A 19278-nucleotide genomic window follows, 5' to 3' on the forward strand; every position below is an offset into this window, starting at 1 on the left:
TCGCATCTGCAGCATTCTAGACAAAACGTGTTAAGTTGCGTTAGAAGGTACCTGAGCATTGGTAAAATGTTGCTGCGACACTGATATCGACAATTTTATTTCGATAGCGTGGCTGGTTTGAGTTTTTTGGGGCTTCTGAGTGGGCCCGGACCGTGGGGGTTCAGGGATGTCATCAACGCGAGCCAAGGTCCGCTCATAGTAATTCTCTGGAGCGGTAATCTGACAAAACGCGATCTACGCGTAGCTTTGCGCTGATTTATTAGTAGGTGGTTCGGAGTAAGCGCGGGCCAGGAGTTGAGACCGATGCTTGATTATTTGACGGACAAGAGTTTTGAAGTCATTGGGTTTTCAATCCCAAACTACCTCGGATCAAAAGTACCGCATGCAGCGTGCAAGGCGAAACATGTTGGCTGCCTTGACCTTGAATATGCTGATCCGACGCGATTGGACGTTTTGACCGCAGTCACCGATCTGCGTGCCGCTGCGCCAGCGTTATGGGGGCTAAAGCTCACATCGATGGGTCTCGACGCCGCGCTGGATTCGGATCTGTTTTGCGACGGGGCTCCGCACACGATTGTAATTGTCGGAGAGCTTGCGAAGGCCACTGGCGGGACGATCGCTCGACTGAGGTCCGAGGCACCTGAAACTCGTGTGCTGGTCGAAGTTGTTTCGCGGTCGCAAATTGCGTTAGAGGCCGACCTTTCCCCAGACGGCTGGCTGGCAAAGGGGCATGAAGCTGGCGGGCGAAGCGGAGACGAGACGGCGTTTATCCTTCTTCAGGCGCTGCGTCAGGTTACCGATTTGCCGATCATCGTACACGGTGGCGTCGGGCCGGATACGGTTGCTGCGCTTCGCTTGGCTGGTGCGGCAGGGGTTGCATTGGATTGGCCCCTTGCGCTGCTGGATGAGGCCCTGACACCTGCACCGATGCACCGGGCGCTGAAAGTTTTCGACGGCAGCGAAACGCTTCACGTCGCGGGTGTCGACAATATCGGGTACCGGATGTTCTGGAGACCTGATCACGCCCCGGCACGTTCAGTGAAGGAAGTGGCAGATGCCAGCCCCTCCGCACTCGCTGCAGCGGTAGCAGATCTCTTGGACCCAGCTACTGGCGGTGGTGTCTGGTTGGTGGGTCAGGATGCATGTTTCGCCAAGCCGATGCTTGAAAAATATGGGCGAGTGGGCACTGCTTTGAATGATCTGTTGGCGCGTTCCAAAGACCAGATTGCTTCGGCGCATGCGCAGCGTGCTTTGGCGCGCAACAGCGCTTTTGCACAGAAACTGGGTACCGAATTTCCGATACTTCAGGGCCCGATGACCCGGGTAAGCGACCGCGCGGCCTTTGCTGATTGCGTTGCCGATGGCGGTGGGTTGCCATTCATCGCACTTGCGCTCATGCGGGGCAAAGAGGCCAACGAACTTGTCACTGAAACCAAGGCATTGCTAGGCAATAAGCCTTGGGGAGTAGGCGTGCTGGGCTTTGTAGATGACGCTCTGCGCGAAGAGCAGTTAGAGATCATTCTGCGGAACGCGCCGGACTTTGCCCTGATCGCGGGTGGGCGGCCGGACCAAGCACTAAGGCTCGAAAAGTCCGGAATCCCGACGTTCCTGCATGTGCCATCACCGGGGCTACTCAAAGTCTTTCTGGAGCAGGGATCGCGGCGCTTCATCTTTGAAGGAAGGGAATGTGGTGGTCATGTAGGGCCGCGGTCGAGTGCGGTGTTGTGGCAACAGGCAATGGACGCGTTGCGCGCATTCTACGGCAGTGATCCAATAGACTGTCAGATCTTGTTCGCTGGCGGCATTCATGACGCATGCAGCTCGGCGATGGTTGCCACAATTGCGTCCGACGCGGTGGCGCAGGGTGCCGAAGTTGGTGTTCTCATGGGGAGCGCCTACATCCTGACAAAGGAGGCCGTCGCCGCAGGCGCGGTGGTGCAGCGGTACCAGGACCTCGTTCTGGGTGCGCGTGATACTGTTTTGCTGGAATCCGGTGTCGGCCATGCGACCCGTGTGGTCCGAAGCACGATCGCGGACGAATTCCAAAGCGAAAAGGCCCGACTGCTGGCTGAAGGTGTCGCGGCCGACGATGTCAAGGATGCGCTTGAGCGGTTTAATGTCGGCAGGTCTCGCGTCGCCTCCAAAGGCATCGACCGTAACCCGAACTTCGGAAAGGTCGATGGGGCAGCAAAATACATCGAAGTACCCGAAGCCGATCAGGAACGGCAAGGGGTGTACATGATCGGACAATTGGCGTCGCTACGCAGCAGCGCGTCGACTATTGCCGATTTACACGCGGACGTCTGCGATGGGGCAGTCTCTTATTTGAAAGAGGCCGTGCCGGAGGCGCCGGGTCAGGAAGCATTCGTCGAAGGCCCGGGGTCACGCGTCGCGATTACCGGCATTTCGACCATTCTGCCGAAAGCGCAGGATCAGTTTCAGTTTTGGGAAAATATTCTCGACAAGGTGGATGCGATCACCGAAGTACCCGACCGAAGGTGGGACTGGCGGCGGTATTTTGACGAAGACCGGGATGCGCCAGATAAATCCTATTCCCGCTGGGGCGGGTTCGTGGATGAGATGCCTTTTGATCCGATCCGCTACGGTATTCCACCGAATTCGATGACCAGTGTCGAACCGCTGCAGTTGCTGACGCTCGAACTCGTGCGCAAGGCGCTTGAGGACGCCGGGTTCGAAGACGGTGTAATCCCGGATGCTGCACTTCGGCGCCGCACGTCCGTCATCATTGGCGTAGGCGGCGGCGCAGCGCCGATGGGTCAGCAATATGCGGTGCGCGCAACGTTGCCAGCACTTTTGGGACAGGTGCCCGAGGCGGTTACCGAGCGGCTACCGCAATGGACCGAGGACAGTTTTCCAGGGGTTTTACTGAACGTGATCGCGGGTCGCGTCGCGAATCGGTTCGATCTGGGCGGAGTGAACTTCACCGTTGACGCAGCTTGTGGATCTTCCCTTGCGGCAGTGATGACCGGTGTACGCGAGCTTGAGACCGGGACATCCGACATGGTGATTGTTGCGGGCGTCGATGCGTTCATGAGCCCATTCGATTTCGTCGCTTTTTCCAAGACACGGGCGTTGTCCGCCCGTGGCCGGTGCCGGACTTTTGATGCCAGTGCGGATGGAATTGCAATCTCGGAGGGGCTGGTGGCAATGGTGTTGCGCCCGTTAGAGGCCGCCGAGGCAACCAGTGACCGGATCTATGCCGTTCTCCGCGGTGTGGCAGGTGCATCGGACGGGCGCGATCTGTCGCTGACGGCGCCGCGGCCGGAAGGGCAGCAGGAAACGTTGCGCAGAGCCTATGAGCGGGCGGGTATTTCACCGTCAAGCGTTACCCTCGTTGAAGCCCACGGGACGGGAACGATTGTGGGTGACCGTACCGAGGTTCAGAGCCTCACCAGCGTGTTTGGGCCCACGCGCGCTGACAAACAGTTCTGCGCGATCGGGTCTGTCAAATCGATGATCGGCCATACGAAGGCGGCGGCTGGCTGTGCCGGAATGGCCAAAATGGCTTTGGCGCTGCACCACCGCATCTTGCCGCCGACCATGCATGTGGTCGAGCCGAACCCGACCGCGAACTTCCAGGAAAGTCCGTTTTATCCAAATGTCGACGCCCGGCCGTGGATGAAAACCGGAACCAACCCAAGGCGGGCGGGCGTAAGCGCTTTCGGATTTGGCGGCACGAATTTCCACGCCGTGCTTGAGGAATACAATGGTGGGTACCTGCCACGGCATCAGGCCCCGGTGCGACAAAATTGGAGCCATGAGTTACTGTTGTTTTCGGCAGACGACCCAGCGGTTCTGGTGACGGATCTGCGAAAGGCGGCCATCGCCTTCGAGACAGAGGTGTGGACTTTGCGCGACGTGGCAGCCAGCCTTGCGGCGCGGTTTGACGCGGGTGCCGGTGCCCGCTTTGCCATGGTGGCAAGCTCGCTTGCTGATGCAGCGACGCGCATCGTTGCTGCGGCGGGCGCGATAGAAACAGGTGCGAGCGATGTGCGCGAGGTTGATCCGATGGGCTCCTATTTCGCGCAAGGTGAACCGCTGAAGACGGATCAGATTGCGTTTTTGTTTCCGGGGCAGGGGTCACAATATCCCAACATGGCTGCCGGTCTGACTATGTACTTCCCGGCCATGCGCAAATCGCTCGATACGGCACACGAACATTTGCGCGATTTACTTGATGTGAGCTTTGCCGATCAGATCTACCCTCGGCCTGCAATGTCGGAGGCCGAGAAATCAGAGCAGGTGAAACGCCTGATGCGTACGGATGTGGCACAGCCGGCGATTGGAGCCATCTCAAGCGGTATACTGTCACTTTTGAGGGCGTTCGGAGCGGATGCGGGTGCCGTGGCCGGTCACAGTTTTGGTGAACTGTCGGCGCTGAGCGCGGCGGGCGCTTTTGGTGAGCGAGAACTGTGGTCTTTGGCGCATGCACGCGGTGACGCCATGATAAGCGAAGGTGGCGACGATCTCGGAACGATGACTGCGGTGAGTGCGTCTGAAAACGAGATCCGCGAAGCCGTATCTGATCTGACTGGCATCACATTCGCCAATTACAACGCTCCCAGACAGACCGTGCTGGCAGGAGCGGAAGATGACCTGGCGCGCGTTGAAAACGCTCTGCATGCGGCAGAGATTGCTGCGCGCCGTTTACCGGTCGCCTGTGCATTTCACTCTGAATTCGTAGCTCCTGCGCGGGAAAAGTTGGCCCGGGCCATTGCCGATACGCCCATGACCGCACCGAAACTGTCAGTGTTCGCCAATGAGACGGCCGCCACGTACCCGCCAGATGCCGAGGCTGTGGCCGAAACACTTACCCGACACCTGACGCAGCCAGTTCGTTTCATGGGCAGTATCGAAGCAATGTACGAGAGCGGCATTCGGTTGTTTGTTGAAGTGGGGCCGAACGCAGTGTTGTCGCGCCTCACAAAGCGCATTCTGGGCGACAAGAGCCATCTGGCGGTCGCGACCGATGTTGAGGGGCGGAGCGGCGTACACCAGTTCCTCGCGGCTTTAGGCGCGATGAGCGCTGCGGGGGTGAAACTCGACCTCGGTGCCTTGTGGCAGGATCGTGCGAGTACGTCCGTCGACGTCGAGAACTGGAAGCCAGAAGAGGAAACAGAAAACGGATTGCTTTGGATGGTTGATCTGGCCTCTGTTCGGCCAGCGGGGAAAGAGGTTTCGCGTATCGGACTGGCGGCCCGGATCGAAGACGATACCGTGATGATACCACCTTCTCCATCCACTCCGCCTGCGCCGTTTCCGGAGCCTGCCACTGGGCCGATGATTTCGATCCCCGGTCAGGGTTCTGAAGCCGCGGTGGACGTTATGCGCAAGCACCATGCGCTCATGGCGCAGATGCTCGAAAGCCACCAGTCGACCATGCAAATGTTGCTGGGCGGTGCGGCCGCGCCCGCCACAAACCGGCCCGACATCGCGATCGCACCAGTTCCAACGCCATCAACTGGTGAGCCGAAACCGTCGGAACCGCGGGCGGCTGAAACTATCGCGGTGAATGCTGACCCGACACCTTCGCCGGACGTGACTCCCTGCGACGCGCAGCAGGTGACCCATAAACTGCTGGAATTGATATCTGAACGCACAGGCTATCCGCCGGAAATGCTGGGCCGCGAGATGAACCTTGAGGCCGACCTTGGCATCGACTCCATCAAGCGGGTGGAGATTCTGGCCAACCTGCGTCTGCACTTCCTTGCCGAAGCGGGTGAAGCGGCTCACGAGCTGATGGGCCCGGTAGCACGCGAACGGAGCGTGGATGGAATTGCGGCGCGGTTTATGGAGGTTGTGGATGCCGTCAGCGGCGATGCACCAGCGGCGGCCACGCTCACTCATGCGAAGGCAGACCCAGTCTCGTCGAATCCTGAACCGGAAGGGGTGGCCCAAAAGCTGCTGGAATTGATTTCCGAACGTACAGGCTATCCACCGGAAATGCTGGGCCGCGAGATGAACCTTGAGGCCGATCTGGGCATCGACTCCATCAAGCGGGTGGAGATTCTGGCCAGCCTGCGTCTGCACTTCCTTGCCGAAGCGGGAGAAGCGGCACACGAGCTTATGGGCCCGGTAGCACGCGAACGGAGCGTGGATGGAATTGTGGCGCGGTTTTTGGAGGTTGTAGATGCCGTCAGCGGCGATGCACCTAAAGCTGCCAGTGTTTCCGCGGTAGAGGACGCACTGCCTGCGCCAAGCTATATGGACGGACAAACGCGCCGCTTTGTCATGGTGCCATCAACCCCATCAGTGGTGAACCCCAAACCATGGGTTTCATCCGGGGCGACCTATGTCATTACCGAGGACGGGCAGGGGGTAGCCACCGCTCTGGCCGCGCTTATAGAGGGCGCGGGCGGCGTGCCGATTGTTTTGCCAGTTGAAGGTCTGACGCCCGAAAACGTGGCGTCGGTGACCGAAGGTCATAGCGTTGCGGGTCTAATTCATTGCGCGCCACTGGTCTCTGCTGACGAAGTGCCTTTTGAGGCCAAGCGCCTGATGGCGCAGGTGCGCTCGTCGACCGAAAGCTTGTATGTGATCCTGTCGGTGGTTGGTCCGGCGCTGGCGACCCGGTCTGATGCGGTCATTGTCGTGGCAACGCGCATGGGTGGCTCATTTGGGTTTGATGACAACACCACACTCGACCCGACGGCTGGGGGACCGGTTGGTGTTCTCAAGACCCTCGACAAGGAATGGGCCGCGGCTCATGTCCGTGCGGTCGACGTGGCGGAGACTTACGGGCCTGAAGACATTGCTGGTATCATTTGCGACGAAGCCGGGCGCCGTGATGACGCGGTCGAGATTGGTTGGGTTGATGGTAAGCGTGTCGAACTTTTGGCCGAACCGCGTCCGATTTCTTTGATCGAGGGTGCGAAGGACCAGAATCTTCTGGGCGAGGGTTCTGTTGTACTGGTTACAGGTGGCGCGCGCGGGATCACAGCGCGGTGTTTGCTTTGGCTGGCAAGTAAATATCAGCCTCGCCTTGTCGTCGCAGGATCCTCTCCGGTTCCTGATGCAGAAGAAGCGGCTGAAACAGCGGCCATCACCGATCCGATGGCCCTGAGAGCTCATTTGGCGCAGCATGCTAAGGCAGAAGGCGCGAAAGTCACCATTGCCGAGATTGAGCGTACCAGTCGTGCTCTTCTAAAGGCACGTGAAATCCGTGCCAATATCGCCGCACTCGAAGCGGCCGGGGCGCAGGTCGAATACCATCAGTGCAACGTGCGGGACGGTGCAGCGTTGACCAACTTGATCGAAGGCCTTTACGAAACCTACGGACGGATAGACGGGGTGATCCACGGTGCGGGTTTGATCGAGGATCAACTGGTCATCGACAAGACACTCGACAGCTACCGCAGGGTCATGGCCACCAAGGCCGAGAGCGCCTTTACCCTTGTGCAGGCCCTGCAGCCGGAAACCGTCAAGTTCTGCGCGTTCTTCACATCAGTTGCGGGGCGCTTCGGTAACCGCGGGCAGGGCGATTACGGTGCCGCGAATGAGATTGTTTCAAAGCTGGCCCGCCGTCTGGATCAAGCTTGGGAAGGTCGTGTTGTCGCGATCAGCTGGGGGCCATGGGACAGTGACGGCATGGTTTCGGACGAGGTCAAAGCGCAGTTTGAGGCATTGGGTATTGAGGCACTTGATCCTGACCTTGGCATTCGCGCGCTTGAGGCCGAGATCCTTAGCGATACCGATCGTGTGCCTGAAGTTGTCTGGGGTCTTGGTCCCTGGGCCAGCGATCTGACAGACGACCTCCGGTCAAAAGACACGATCAAGGCCGCCGAATGAAAGAGGATAGGCCCGATATTCAAGCTGCAGACACATCGTGCGAACCTATTGCGATAGTGGGCATGGGATGCGTGTATCCCAAAGCCCGAAACAAGGCGGCCTTTTGGCGCAATATTGTGGACAAGGTCGACGCCGTCACAGAGGCGCCTGAAGACTGGGACGGAGCGCAATACCTGGACCCGGACAGCGATGCCAATGACCGCGTCTACACCAATCGGGGCGGGTTTCTCGGGGATCTGGCGCGGTTCGATCCTTTGCGGCATGGCGTAATGCCGAACTCTGTCGATGGCGGTGAGCCGGACCAGTTTCTGGCACTGGAGATTGCAGCTGACGCGGTCGAGGATGCACAGTTCGAGATGCGCCCTATACCCGGTGATCGAGTGGCGGTGATCCTGGGCCGCGGAACCTATATCAATCGCGGATTTGCAAATGTAGTCCAGCACGGAGTGATGGTAGATCGGGTGATCGACATCCTGCGCACCTTACATCCCGAAACCGGCGATGAAGAGGCCGACGCGCTCAAGGCGGAACTCAAAGCATCACTGCCGCCGTTCAATTCAGAGATGGCGGCCGCGCTGGTCCCAAACCTGGTGACGGGCCGAATTTCAAATCGGCTGAACTTTCGGGGCGCCAACTACATTATCGACGCTGCCTGTGCCTCCTCCCTCGTGGCGTTGGATCGCGGTGTTGCTGACCTGCGCGCGGGTTCTTGCGACATGGCGCTTGTTGGCGGTGTTCATGCGTCAACCCCAGCCCCAATCTATCAAATTTTCTGCCAATTGGGAGCATTGTCGCGCAAGGGCAAAATCCGGCCTTTTTCGGCCGAAGCAGACGGGACGCTGCTGGCAGAGGGCGTCGGCATACTGTGCATAAAGCGTTTGTCCGATGCCGAATTGGCCGGTGATCGGATTTACGCGCTGGTGCGCAGCGTTGGTGTGGCGAGCGACGGAAAGGGCATGTCGATCCTTGCGCCCCTTATCGAAGGCGAGCGTCTTGCGATCCGTCGGGCCTATACGTCGGCGAACGTGGCACCGGATACGGTTGGATTGGTCGAAGCGCATGGTACGGCAACCAGCGTTGGTGACGCGACCGAGATTGACGCGCTGAAGGCTGAATTCGGGGACATGAAACAGGGCTGTGCCATAGGGTCGGTCAAATCAATGATCGGGCATTGCCTGCCCGCCTCGGGGTCTGCCGGGCTGATCAAAGCCGCGCTGGCCCTGCACCACCGGGTGTTGCCACCAACTCTGATTGATACGTCCAGCCCCGACCTGGGTCTTGATGACACCGGGTTCTACCTCAACACCGAAGCGCGTCCATGGATCCACGGGCGCGAAACACCGAGGCGCGCGGGCGTGAACGCGTTTGGTTTCGGGGGGATCAATTCGCACGCGATCCTTGAGGAATATCGCGGGGCCGCGGAACCAAAGGCAGCGGTGTCACGTCCCTCCGAGATAATTGCAATGGCTGCGCCAGATCAGGTGCAGTCGCTGTCTCTGATCGAAGCGGTCGCAAGAAAGGTTCACCAGGCCGATGACCTGACCGCCTGCGCAGCCGCGTTGAATGCGAAGCTCGGTGCCGGACAGGTGCGCATGGCCGTGACAGGCGGCACACGGGAAGATATCCTTGCTCGTCTCGATCAGATCAAGGCGGCGCTGCAGAAAGGCCGAAAACGCCTGCGCGACCGGCGCGGTGCATACATGTCTGCTGAGCCGCTTGCGGTAACAGGCAAGGTCGCCTTCCTGTTCCCAGGCGAGGGCAGCCAGTATCGCAACATGTTGGCCCCGCTGATGCTGCATTTTCCGCGCATGCGTGAGTGGTTCGATATCGTGGACGGAGCCTATCCCAATGAAACGGGTCGGCAGCGCGTCAGCGATGTGTTTTTCCCGCCACCGCTGGAGACCCCGTCGGACGATGATCTTTGGCGGATGGATGTGGGGCCGGAGGCGATCTACGCGGCCAATATGGCGATGGCCACTCTGTATCAGCAGATCGGGTTGAAGCCAGACATGTTACTCGGCCACTCAACAGGAGAATACGCGGCGCTTTCGGCGGCCGGTGTGACCCAACATGAAGATGTCTCGCACCTTCAACGGGATATACGCGATCTGAACGCGGTTTTTGCCGCTGCCGAGCGGGATGGCGCGATTGCCAAAGGCACGCTCTTCACGATCGGCCCGGTGAATGTGACCAAGTTGCGAGCTGCGCTTGAGGCGCGCGATGACGTCTTTCTTGGCATGGACAATTGCGCAGCACAGCAGGTGGTCGTGGCAACAAGTGCCAAGGCTGCGGATTGGGTGCCTGAACTGGCCAAGTCTCTGGGCGGCTTTTGCGATACATTGCCTTTTGGTCGCGCCTATCATTGTCCTGCATTCGCACCGTTTAGCGGGCGGCTCGAAGAATTTCTGAGTCAAATTGACATCCGCGCACCTAAGCTGCCGGTCTATTCCTGCCTGACCACCAAGCCGTTCCCGAATACCTCCAAAGACATAAAGTCTTGGATGGCCGCGCAATGGTCCAGCGAGGTGCGTTTTCAGGACACGATACGGCACATGTATGACGACGGCGCGCGTATCTTTGTTGAATGCGGTCCGCGGAACAATCTGACGTCGTTTGTCGGGGATGTGCTGCGCAAACAACCGCATGTGACCGTAGCTGCCGATACAGTCGGGCGGCAGGGGCTCACCCAGTTGCATCATCTGGCCGCCCAGCTTTTTGCCGAGGGTGTGCCTCTTGATCTGGATGCGCTCTCTGGCACTGCGGAAAACGTGCAGAGTAATGCGAAACCGCTGAAGATGGGCTTGCAGCCGATGGCGTTGGGCGAAGGCCGACGTCCTGCGCGTAAACGGCAAGCTCAGCAAGCGCCTGAAAAGATCATCCCCGACGGGCCACCTGCAGCACCATCGCCGCTCGAGACCCTGATTGATGGTTACTTCGACACGATGAACAAGATGATGCAGACGGAACAGAACGTCATGCAGGCCTTCTTCGCAGGCAGAAACACGCAGCCCAAGAGCGCTGCGCCCAATGAAGGCGACCGTTTCCCGATGCTGAGCGAGGTGGATGTGAGCGCAGACGCCCGGTCGCTGCGCGCGCTTATCCATCTCGATCACCAGATTGCGCCTTATCTTGCCGATCACGCGTTTGGCCGCGCAATTTCGGGGAATGATCCGGATCGACATGGTCTGAGCGTTGTGCCGCTCACCTTCACGATGGAGGCGTTGGCCGAGGCCGCCGCTGCGCTACGGCCAGGTCTGAGGGTCGTGGGTCTTCGCGAAGTGCGCGCCTCGCGATGGATCACTGTTGAAAAGCCGTTGTCGCGGAAACTTGAGGTCACGGCGGAGTATCTGACCGTTGACGGCGATAAAACGATCATCCGGACACGCATTCGCGATGCTCAAGGTCCGGTCCTGCGTCCGGTGATTGCGGAAGCTGATATCGAGCTGGCCGCAAACTACGCGCCTGCGCCTACAGCGTCAGCCTCTGCCTTCGAAGGCACGGTAGGAGCATATTGGTCATTGAAGGATGTCTATCAGCGCATAATGTTTCACGGGCCGCGCCTGCAGGCCGTGAAGTCTATGCATGTTGCTACACCCACCGCTGCCGAAGGTGTGTTGATCGGGTTGCCTCAAGACGATCTTCTTGCCGCCACGCGCATGCCGGAATTCGAAATTGATGCCATAACGCTGGATGCCGTCGGTCAATTGGTTGGTGTCTGGTCAGCGGACCAATTGGATACGGCCTTTCACATTTTCCCGTTCCGTGTGGAGCACGTTGAGATCTTCCGCCAGATGCTTGCCCCTGACGAAGAGGCGACATGCCGCTGTGAAATAAAGCTTTTGAGCACCGATGAGATGCGGTCGGACATCGATGTGGTGACGGCAGACGGACATCTTATGTGCCGCATCAAGGGTTGGTGGGACAAACGCTTTAACCTACCGGATCCGTTCTTCCACGCACGGTTGGACCCTGCTGGAAATGCGCTGTCGCGGATCATTGAGGTCGCACCGCTTGACGGTTTGAAAATCGTGATCACGGAATGCATCAGCGACGGTTTGCTGGCCAACAGCGGGGGAATTTGGGCAGGTGTGTTAGCTGGGCTCGTCCTGTCAGACAGCGAGGCGGCGATTTTGCGCGCCCATAGCGGCTCGGAAACCGAAAGGTTCGACTGGTTGCGCCAGCGGGTCGCGGCCAAGGATGCCATTCGCGCCTGGCTAAGTTCGGGACTATGTCCGGCGGACATCGAGATTGAAAATGTTTCTAACAATCAAATGCGCGTGGCAGCGGGCTGGCCTGCAGATTGGGGGACAGCTCCGCGGATCGTGAGCGCGTGTGTCGGGCAGATGGCTGTCGCTGTCGCGACAGATCCCGGCGAATATGCCAACCTGTACATGGGGGTCGCCAGCCTTGCCGCAGATGGAATGACGGCGGATTTGAGTGCCGCTGACGTGGCCCTGCTGCCGTCCGAGCCAAACCTTCGCGCATCTGCGATTTCCTGCCTGCGCGCCTTGCGACAGGCGATGGGGCAGGGCGCACGTATCACGCAACTCAACACTGCGAAGGAGTATGCCGTTGTGCAAAGACCCGGCACCACCGACCCGCTGAAAGTCCGTTTCGTTGAGGACGGAAAGTCAGGCGTCGTCATCGCCCTTCTCGCAGAAACACATCGAATAAAGGAAAAGGAGTGAGTCCAATGCCAGTTGCCATTGAAACGGCCAAGACTGCGATGCGCGAAATTTTCCATGATCTGGCAGAGGACTTGGAGGAGGAGCCGGTTGAATTCACCGCCGATACCAAACTGGTGGATCTGGGCGTGGAGTCGATCAGCCTGATCTATCTCATCTCGGAACTGCAGCAACACTTCAATCTTGAGGAGCGGTTGTTCCAACACCTGCGTGAAACCGAGCGGCTTCTGGTGGACATGCAAGTTAGCGACATTCTCAACGGTGTTGTCGCGGCATCTGCCGGTCAGGAGGTGAGCAATGCCTGAGAGACTTGTCAAAACGCTGCTCATCGGCCTTGATGGGGCGACCTATGATATCCTCGATCCGCTTGTGTCCGAAGGCGTAATGCCCAATCTCGGTCGGTTGATGGAAGGTGGTAGCCGGGGCATTCTGCGCTCGACAATGCACCCTCTCACACCGCCTGCTTGGGCGACGCTCATGACCGGGCGATCACCCGGCAACCATGGCGTATTCGACTTTATCCGGGTGGACCGGACAAACAGCACGCCGACCTACACCCTTACCACATCCGCCGACCTCAAGGTGCCAACAATCTGGCAGATCGCGTCCGAAGCAGGCATGCGGGTCACGACATTGAACTACCCCACCATGTTCCCGGCCAAACCGATCGATGGTGTGGTCATCCCGGGTTATGTGCCGTGGTCCTATCTTGGCCGTGCAATCTATCCCCGCGAAACATACAAAATGCTGAAAGAAGAAGGCGTTTTCAAAGCACGCGAGATGTCAACTGATTGGCAGCACGAGCGCAAAGCCGTGCAGGGGCTCGCGGAAAATGACCTGCAGGATTGGGTTCAGTTCCATATCACGCGCGAGCGACGCTGGTTCGAGATCACTCTGAAGCTGATGGAACGCGTGCCGAGTGAACTGACATCCGTTCTTTTTGATGGTGTCGACCGTATTCAGCACCTCTGTTACCACCTCATCGATCCGGCGACGCGTGGCGACTATACATCTCAGAGTTCGGTCAGGGCGCGCGACTTGGCGCTGCAGTATTTCCGTGATGTGGATAACTATATTGCCCAGATGGTCGCAAAAGCGGGTGATCAGGCAAGCGTAATCATTGCCTCGGATCATGGGTTTACGCGGTCCGGTGCGCGAATTTTCTATGCGAACAGCTGGCTGGAAAGCTTGGGTTTGTTGAAATGGAAACCCGATGTGCCTTTTGACAATCAAGGGCGTGTGGCACTTGATGAAAATACTGAAGCGACAACGCTTATCGATTGGGGCCCAACCAAAGCCTATGCGCTCAGTTCCTCAAGCAATGCGATCTTCATCCGAGTAGCTTCGGAAGACGATCCGGATGGAGTACCCCCCGAGCAATATGAAGCCTTTCGCGATGATCTGATTTCCAAGCTAAAGAGCCTTGTTGATTCCGCTTCTGGAAAACCGGTCGTTCGCGATGTGTTCACGCGCGAGATGGCGTTCCCAGGCACAGAAAGCGCGCGGGCCCCTGATCTGACCCTGCAGATGGCGGATTATTCCTTTCTTTCTGTGTTGCGCGCGGATGAGCCGGTCAAGGACCGGAAGATCCCTTATGCAACGCATCACCCGGATGGGGTCATAATTGCCAGCGGCCCGGCTATCAAATCATCTGGACGGGTCGAGCCGATGCGCATCGTCGATGTGGCTCCGACGGTGCTTTATTCCTTGGGCCTCGATATTCCGAGCAGCTTCGAGGGCCGGGTGGGTACGGACCTCTTTGATCCTGCATATGTCGCGACTCACGTGCCGGAGATTTCCGATACTGCTGGCAAAGAGTCTGGAACAGACAGCAGCGAAACGCTGAGCGGCGACGCTGAAGAGCAGATTAGAGCGCGTCTTAAAGCGCTTGGATATTTGTGATGATGCCATGCCACGCATAGAAATAGACGGGACAAAACTCCATTATCAGCAAATTGGATCCGGGTCCAATTTGCTGCTTGTCCACGGTCTGTTTTCAAGCATTGGGTTCTGGTGGGGTCCTCTGGCGTTCACATTGGCCAAGAACCATCGCGTCACAGCTCTTGATCTGCGCGGGCATGGGCTGTCAGGCATGACCCAGCGGGGCTACAGCGCAAATGATTTGGCAAAGGACATTCTTGCCTTGGCAGACCATCTGGGCTTGCGAGATATTCATGTTGTTGGACATAGCTATGGCGGTGCGATTGCGCTAGCCGCAGCACTTCAGGCCAGAGATAAGATCATACGCATCACTCTTGCAGATGCCTGGGTCCCCGCCTTGCAGGCTCAGACTTATACTCCCAATCTCAGAAAATGGTCGGCTCTTAAAGAGAAGCTGAAATTGAAGGGCCTACAAGGAGAGGGCGACTGGCCGATGGTGGCGATGGCTTTCCTTGAAGAAATTGCGGAAGCGCCGGACGACACCCTCGCAAATATGCAACGCGGGCAGTATGGGCGTGGCTGGATGCCGACAAAGCACAATTCCAACGCCATACGGCGCTGGCGGCGACTGATGGCAACAACACACGCCTGGAAGGAGTTCTATGCGACAAGCGTGCTAACGAGCGCAGCGCTTCGGAAACTCGAGACACCCGTCCATATAATTTACGGCAAAAAGTCTGGCTACCACCAAACCCGGGACGCATTGCTGAAACACCTGCCGAATGCGACCAATCACGAAGTATCAGGTGGTCACTACTTCCCGCTTCTACAGCCGCGCGGGCTTACTGATCTGATCGCGAACCCGCCGAAAACAGCCGCGCCAAGCGTTCAATTTCATTCGCGTAGAGAGTTGGTCGATCAGTCAATGGAATATGACCGTGGCTAAGGATAACTCATTCGACACACCTGCCGGAAGCGGCGACGGGCTGAACAGCGGAAATTTCCGCCAGTTGGCAAAGAACGGCATAGGCGATCCCGACAATGCTTATGTTCACGGAATGGATTTTTTCGAAGGACGTCTATACTGCGGTATGACGCGCAACTCATTTAAGTTGCTCAGACTTTTCCCGCCGATTGATCCGCCTGCGCTGGATCCCTGGCCCGTGGACGTGCCACCAAAGGTGCAGGACTTGGATATGCAGGGCCAAATCTGGCGTTGGACACCTGGTGAAGACACTTGGGAGATGGCGTACCGTTCACCGATGATCCCAGGCAAGCAAGGCGAGCCTGCACCTCGGGATTTGGGGTATCGCGGCATGACCGTTTTTCAGGGGGACTCTGACCCGAAACCCGTGCTGTACGTTTCAACTATGTCGACAGTGCTGCGCGGGTGCGCAGCCCATGTCTTGCGATCCGAAGACGGGTTGAATTTTGAGCCAGCATCCGAACCCGGGATCGGCAACGACAGGATTTCGACCTTCCGCGAGTTGGTCTCTTTTGACGGTTACCTTTATGCCCCGCCTGCGGGTGAGGGTATCCAGTTCAATTCAAACAGAACTGGCGTGATCAAGCGTTCGAGAGACCCAAAGCCCGGAAACTGGGAAGTGGCCATGGATGTGGGATTTGGCGATCCCAATAACAACGGCGTCTTCATGATGACCCAGGCGAACGGTCAACTCTACGCAGGCACTTTCAATCACTTCCAAGGCTACCAGATTTGGACCACGCCACCTTGCGGTGACGGGCCGTTGCAATGGCGCAAGGTCATAGACCGAGGTGCGTACCGGGGGCCTTTGTCGGAAATCGCAATGGGCATGTGCGAGTTCAACGGGGCCTTGTATGTCGGCAGTTCGATCCAGAACGGCGGGTATGATCGCACCAATCTGGTTGGACCAGGCGCGGGCGAGATTATCCGGATTTGGCCAGATGACAGCTGGGATCTGCTGGTCGGCATGCCGCGCGAGACGCCGGACGGTGTTAAGTACCCGCTCTCCGGGATCGGGCCCGGCTTTGACAACCTGTTTTCTGGTTACACTTGGCGGATGTGCGTGCATGACGGGTGGTTGTATGTTTCGACCTTCGATTGGAGCGTCTTTCTGCAGTATGCGCACCGGCCATCGCCTACATCGCGGCGACTTGTGAATGGTATCGGTTTCGAGCAGCTCGCTCAGATCGGGGGCGGGTTTGAGCTTTGGCGGACCAAGGATGGGATCACGTGGGTTCCGGTCACAATAAACGGGATGAACAACCCCTATAATTATGGCGGGCGAACGATGGTCTCGACACCTGTGGGTCTGTGCGTGGGCACGGCTAACCCGTTCGGGGGTTTGAGCCCGGCGCGCTTTGCATCGCGATGGGAGTATCATGAAAACCCCGACGGAGGAACGGAGGTTTTCCTCGGAAATACTAGTCACGAATCCTACACTGTGCCCGACGCCGCGAAAACCACGGAGGAGGCCTCGGATCAGCAGGCCAGCTCTTTTACCGAGGTGGACTTCGCGATTACCGGCTGCACCGGCTATATCGGCAAACATCTCGTTCCGAAGTTGTTGGAGCGCGGCTATCGGGTGCGGTGCCTGGTTCTTGCAGGCACAGAGACGGAGTTGCCGGAAAGCGATCAGATTGAATTGATCGTCGGAGATTTGGCTAATGTGGATGCGCTGAAACGCTTGGTAAATGGCGCGCGCATCGTTCTCCATATGGCGGCGCGTTTGGCCGGGTCCTGCACGGTACCGGAGCTTCGCGCGACGAACGTGCAGGGTACGCACGACCTGTTGCGCGCTTGCTCTGACTCGCCGGTGCTGGAGCGGTTCGTCTTTTGCAGTTCTGTGGCTGTCTATCAGAACCAGTTCAGTCCGAAAGACTGGCCGATCCACGAATCTCATGCGTTGCGCATAGATGGTGGTCACGACCTCGCCGACTATGGAATGTCCAAGATCGCGGGCGAAAACCTTGTCCGGCATTACGCCAAACATGATGGCTATGCAGGGACTATTTTACGGTTCGCCCTGGTTTATGGTGTTGGCGATCCGATGTTTGATAAAATGGTGCGTGAGTCTGCTCCGGCGCCTTTTTTTGGCAAGGGACAGCAAGGGGATCAGCAACGCCAATTCGTCCATGTGACAGACGCTGTCGAGGCGATACTGCGGGCCTGCTTCGAAGAGAACGCAAAAAACAATGTCTTCAACGTCGCTGGACCGGATGTCGTGACCTATCGTGCGATCGGACGTTTGACCCGCGTATCGATCGGCGCAGCAGTGCGCGAAGACCTGGTACCAGACCAGACCCGAACCTGGAGCCGATACGTGCAGCAATACGACATTTCTACCGCGAAACGTGACCTTGGGTTCTATCCAAATGTTACGACTTTCGAAGGGTTACGAGAAATAATTGAGGCCGCGCAATCGGACGGAGACCTTCCCATTCCCCGATACGAAGCGGGGCACACAGCGCTCCTGACCCAATACGGGATCGGTGGTCTGGCCATGGCACGCGACCCGTTAACGTCATCGTTTGGTCCTGAAACCGGCAATGTGCGGGAAGGGCAAAAGAGATGATGAAATCGAACTCATTAAGACCTCGGTCGGCAGCAGCCGCCAGCACAAGCAAGGAGGAAGTATGATGCCCACTACGAACCAGCAAGGACAATGGGAGCCAAGAGTTGCCCAAGTTCCCCAAAACGATCGTCAGCGAGTGCGGTTCATTCGCGGGCTATTGGCTGATGGTCGTGTCGCAGAAGCTCAGTCCGAATTGATTGGGATGATACAGCATGAACCGAAAAATACACGTCTGAGGGTGATGCTTGCGATCAGCTATATGCGGCAGAACCAGTTGGATGAAGCGGCCAATACCCTTGAAGAGGCGATGCAAACAGATCCGAAGAACCGTTTGGCTCCGTTGCTTGCGGCTTATGTCGGCATGCAGGGCAACGACCCGTCATATTCGGAAAAGAACTTCCACAAGGCGCTGGACCTCAATCCAACCTCCATACAGGCGCTGAGCGGCCTTGCGTCCCTGCACGAGCAGCAAAAGCGTCCGGATGCGGCTATCGAAGTACTTGACCGCGCCTTGGAAACTGATCCGCAATCGGCGGTCGTTCGCCGTCGTATCGCTTCGGTGCTGGCGCGCCAGGACCGCTATGACGAGGCTAAGGCGCATCTGAAATTCGCGCTGGAAGCCAACCCGGCAGACCCGCGGACGACGCTGCAACTTGCAAGGTTGCTACAGCGTGAAGACGACTACGCTTCGGCGATCAAACTCGTCGAAACGGCGCTTGCAAAGAAAGCGGGGAATCCGCTGCTGCTGCAACGATTGGGAGAACTCAAGATTTCGCAAAAGGACTATCAAGGAGCAGAAGCAGCACTCACCGAGCTTGTAGGGAAAGAGAAGGGGCGTCGTCGAAATTCCAATGCCCGGCTGTCGCTTTCGCGGGCGCTGATTGCTCAGAAGAAATTGGAAGCCGCGCGCGAAGTTCTTAGCAAACTTAACCGCCCCGTCCTACGGGGAGCCGTGCAGCGTCTTCATGGAGATGCCTTTGCTGCAGAGGACAGAGGTGACGCCGCTGAGCGCAGCTATCGTGCAGCGATGATGCACATCCGCGATGGGCAGTCTGCGTTGGAAAGGGTCGACCTTGCCAAGGCTGATCTGAAAAAAGTGTCGCAGAATAACAAAGAAGTACTGGCGCTATACATCGCCGAATTCGACGCTCTGCGGGAGGCAAGAAAAGCACGCGCAGAAGGGCAGGCGGAGAAAGGTCCGAACCAGGAACAGTTGGAAGCTCGCGCTCAGAGGCGCCAACGGCGGCGCACGATGCGCCAGCGAATGGTTATGGCCCGTGCGCGAGGTGCACGTAATAGTGGCGGCGGAGGGTTCCAACCCAATTTAGACAACGGATGATTTGGGG

6 protein-coding genes and 1 pseudogene are annotated in these 19278 nt (G+C 58.1%); all 7 read left to right on the plus strand.

Features of this window, described 5'->3' with window-relative positions:
* Positions 1 to 303 precede the first annotated feature (303 nt).
* Positions 304 to 7593, plus strand: a pseudogene (locus AVO44_RS07820) (SDR family oxidoreductase); the annotation flags it as partial.
* Between the two features lie 212 nt (positions 7594 to 7805).
* Positions 7806 to 12497, plus strand: a complete 4692-nt coding sequence (locus tag AVO44_RS07825) for a type I polyketide synthase (protein WP_068334960.1) — start codon at positions 7806 to 7808, stop codon at positions 12495 to 12497.
* Positions 12498 to 12502: 5 nt separating this feature from the next.
* Positions 12503 to 12799, plus strand: a complete 297-nt coding sequence (locus AVO44_RS07830; RefSeq protein ID WP_068334963.1) for an acyl carrier protein — start codon at positions 12503 to 12505, stop codon at positions 12797 to 12799.
* Entirely contained in the window at positions 12792 to 14396 is a 1605-nt protein-coding gene (locus tag AVO44_RS07835; RefSeq protein ID WP_068334966.1) for an alkaline phosphatase family protein, read from the plus strand. Before AVO44_RS07830 ends, AVO44_RS07835 begins: the two co-directional genes overlap by 8 nt.
* A gap of 7 nt (positions 14397 to 14403) precedes the next feature.
* Complete coding sequence (locus AVO44_RS07840) at positions 14404 to 15321, plus strand: alpha/beta fold hydrolase (RefSeq protein WP_157769947.1); 918 nt, start codon at positions 14404 to 14406, stop codon at positions 15319 to 15321.
* On the plus strand, positions 15314 to 17932 hold the full coding sequence (locus AVO44_RS07845) for an NAD-dependent epimerase/dehydratase family protein (protein WP_233421948.1): 2619 nt from the start codon (positions 15314 to 15316) through the stop codon (positions 17930 to 17932). The genes AVO44_RS07840 and AVO44_RS07845 overlap by 8 nt, the downstream gene beginning before the upstream one ends.
* 64 nt (positions 17933 to 17996) lie before the next feature.
* On the plus strand, positions 17997 to 19271 hold the full coding sequence (locus AVO44_RS07850; protein WP_169794841.1) for a tetratricopeptide repeat protein: 1275 nt from the start codon (positions 17997 to 17999) through the stop codon (positions 19269 to 19271).
* The last annotated feature ends 7 nt before the right edge of the window (positions 19272 to 19278 follow it).

This window comes from Ruegeria profundi (genome assembly GCF_001507545.1).
Classification (GTDB): Bacteria; Pseudomonadota; Alphaproteobacteria; order Rhodobacterales; family Rhodobacteraceae; genus Ruegeria; species Ruegeria profundi.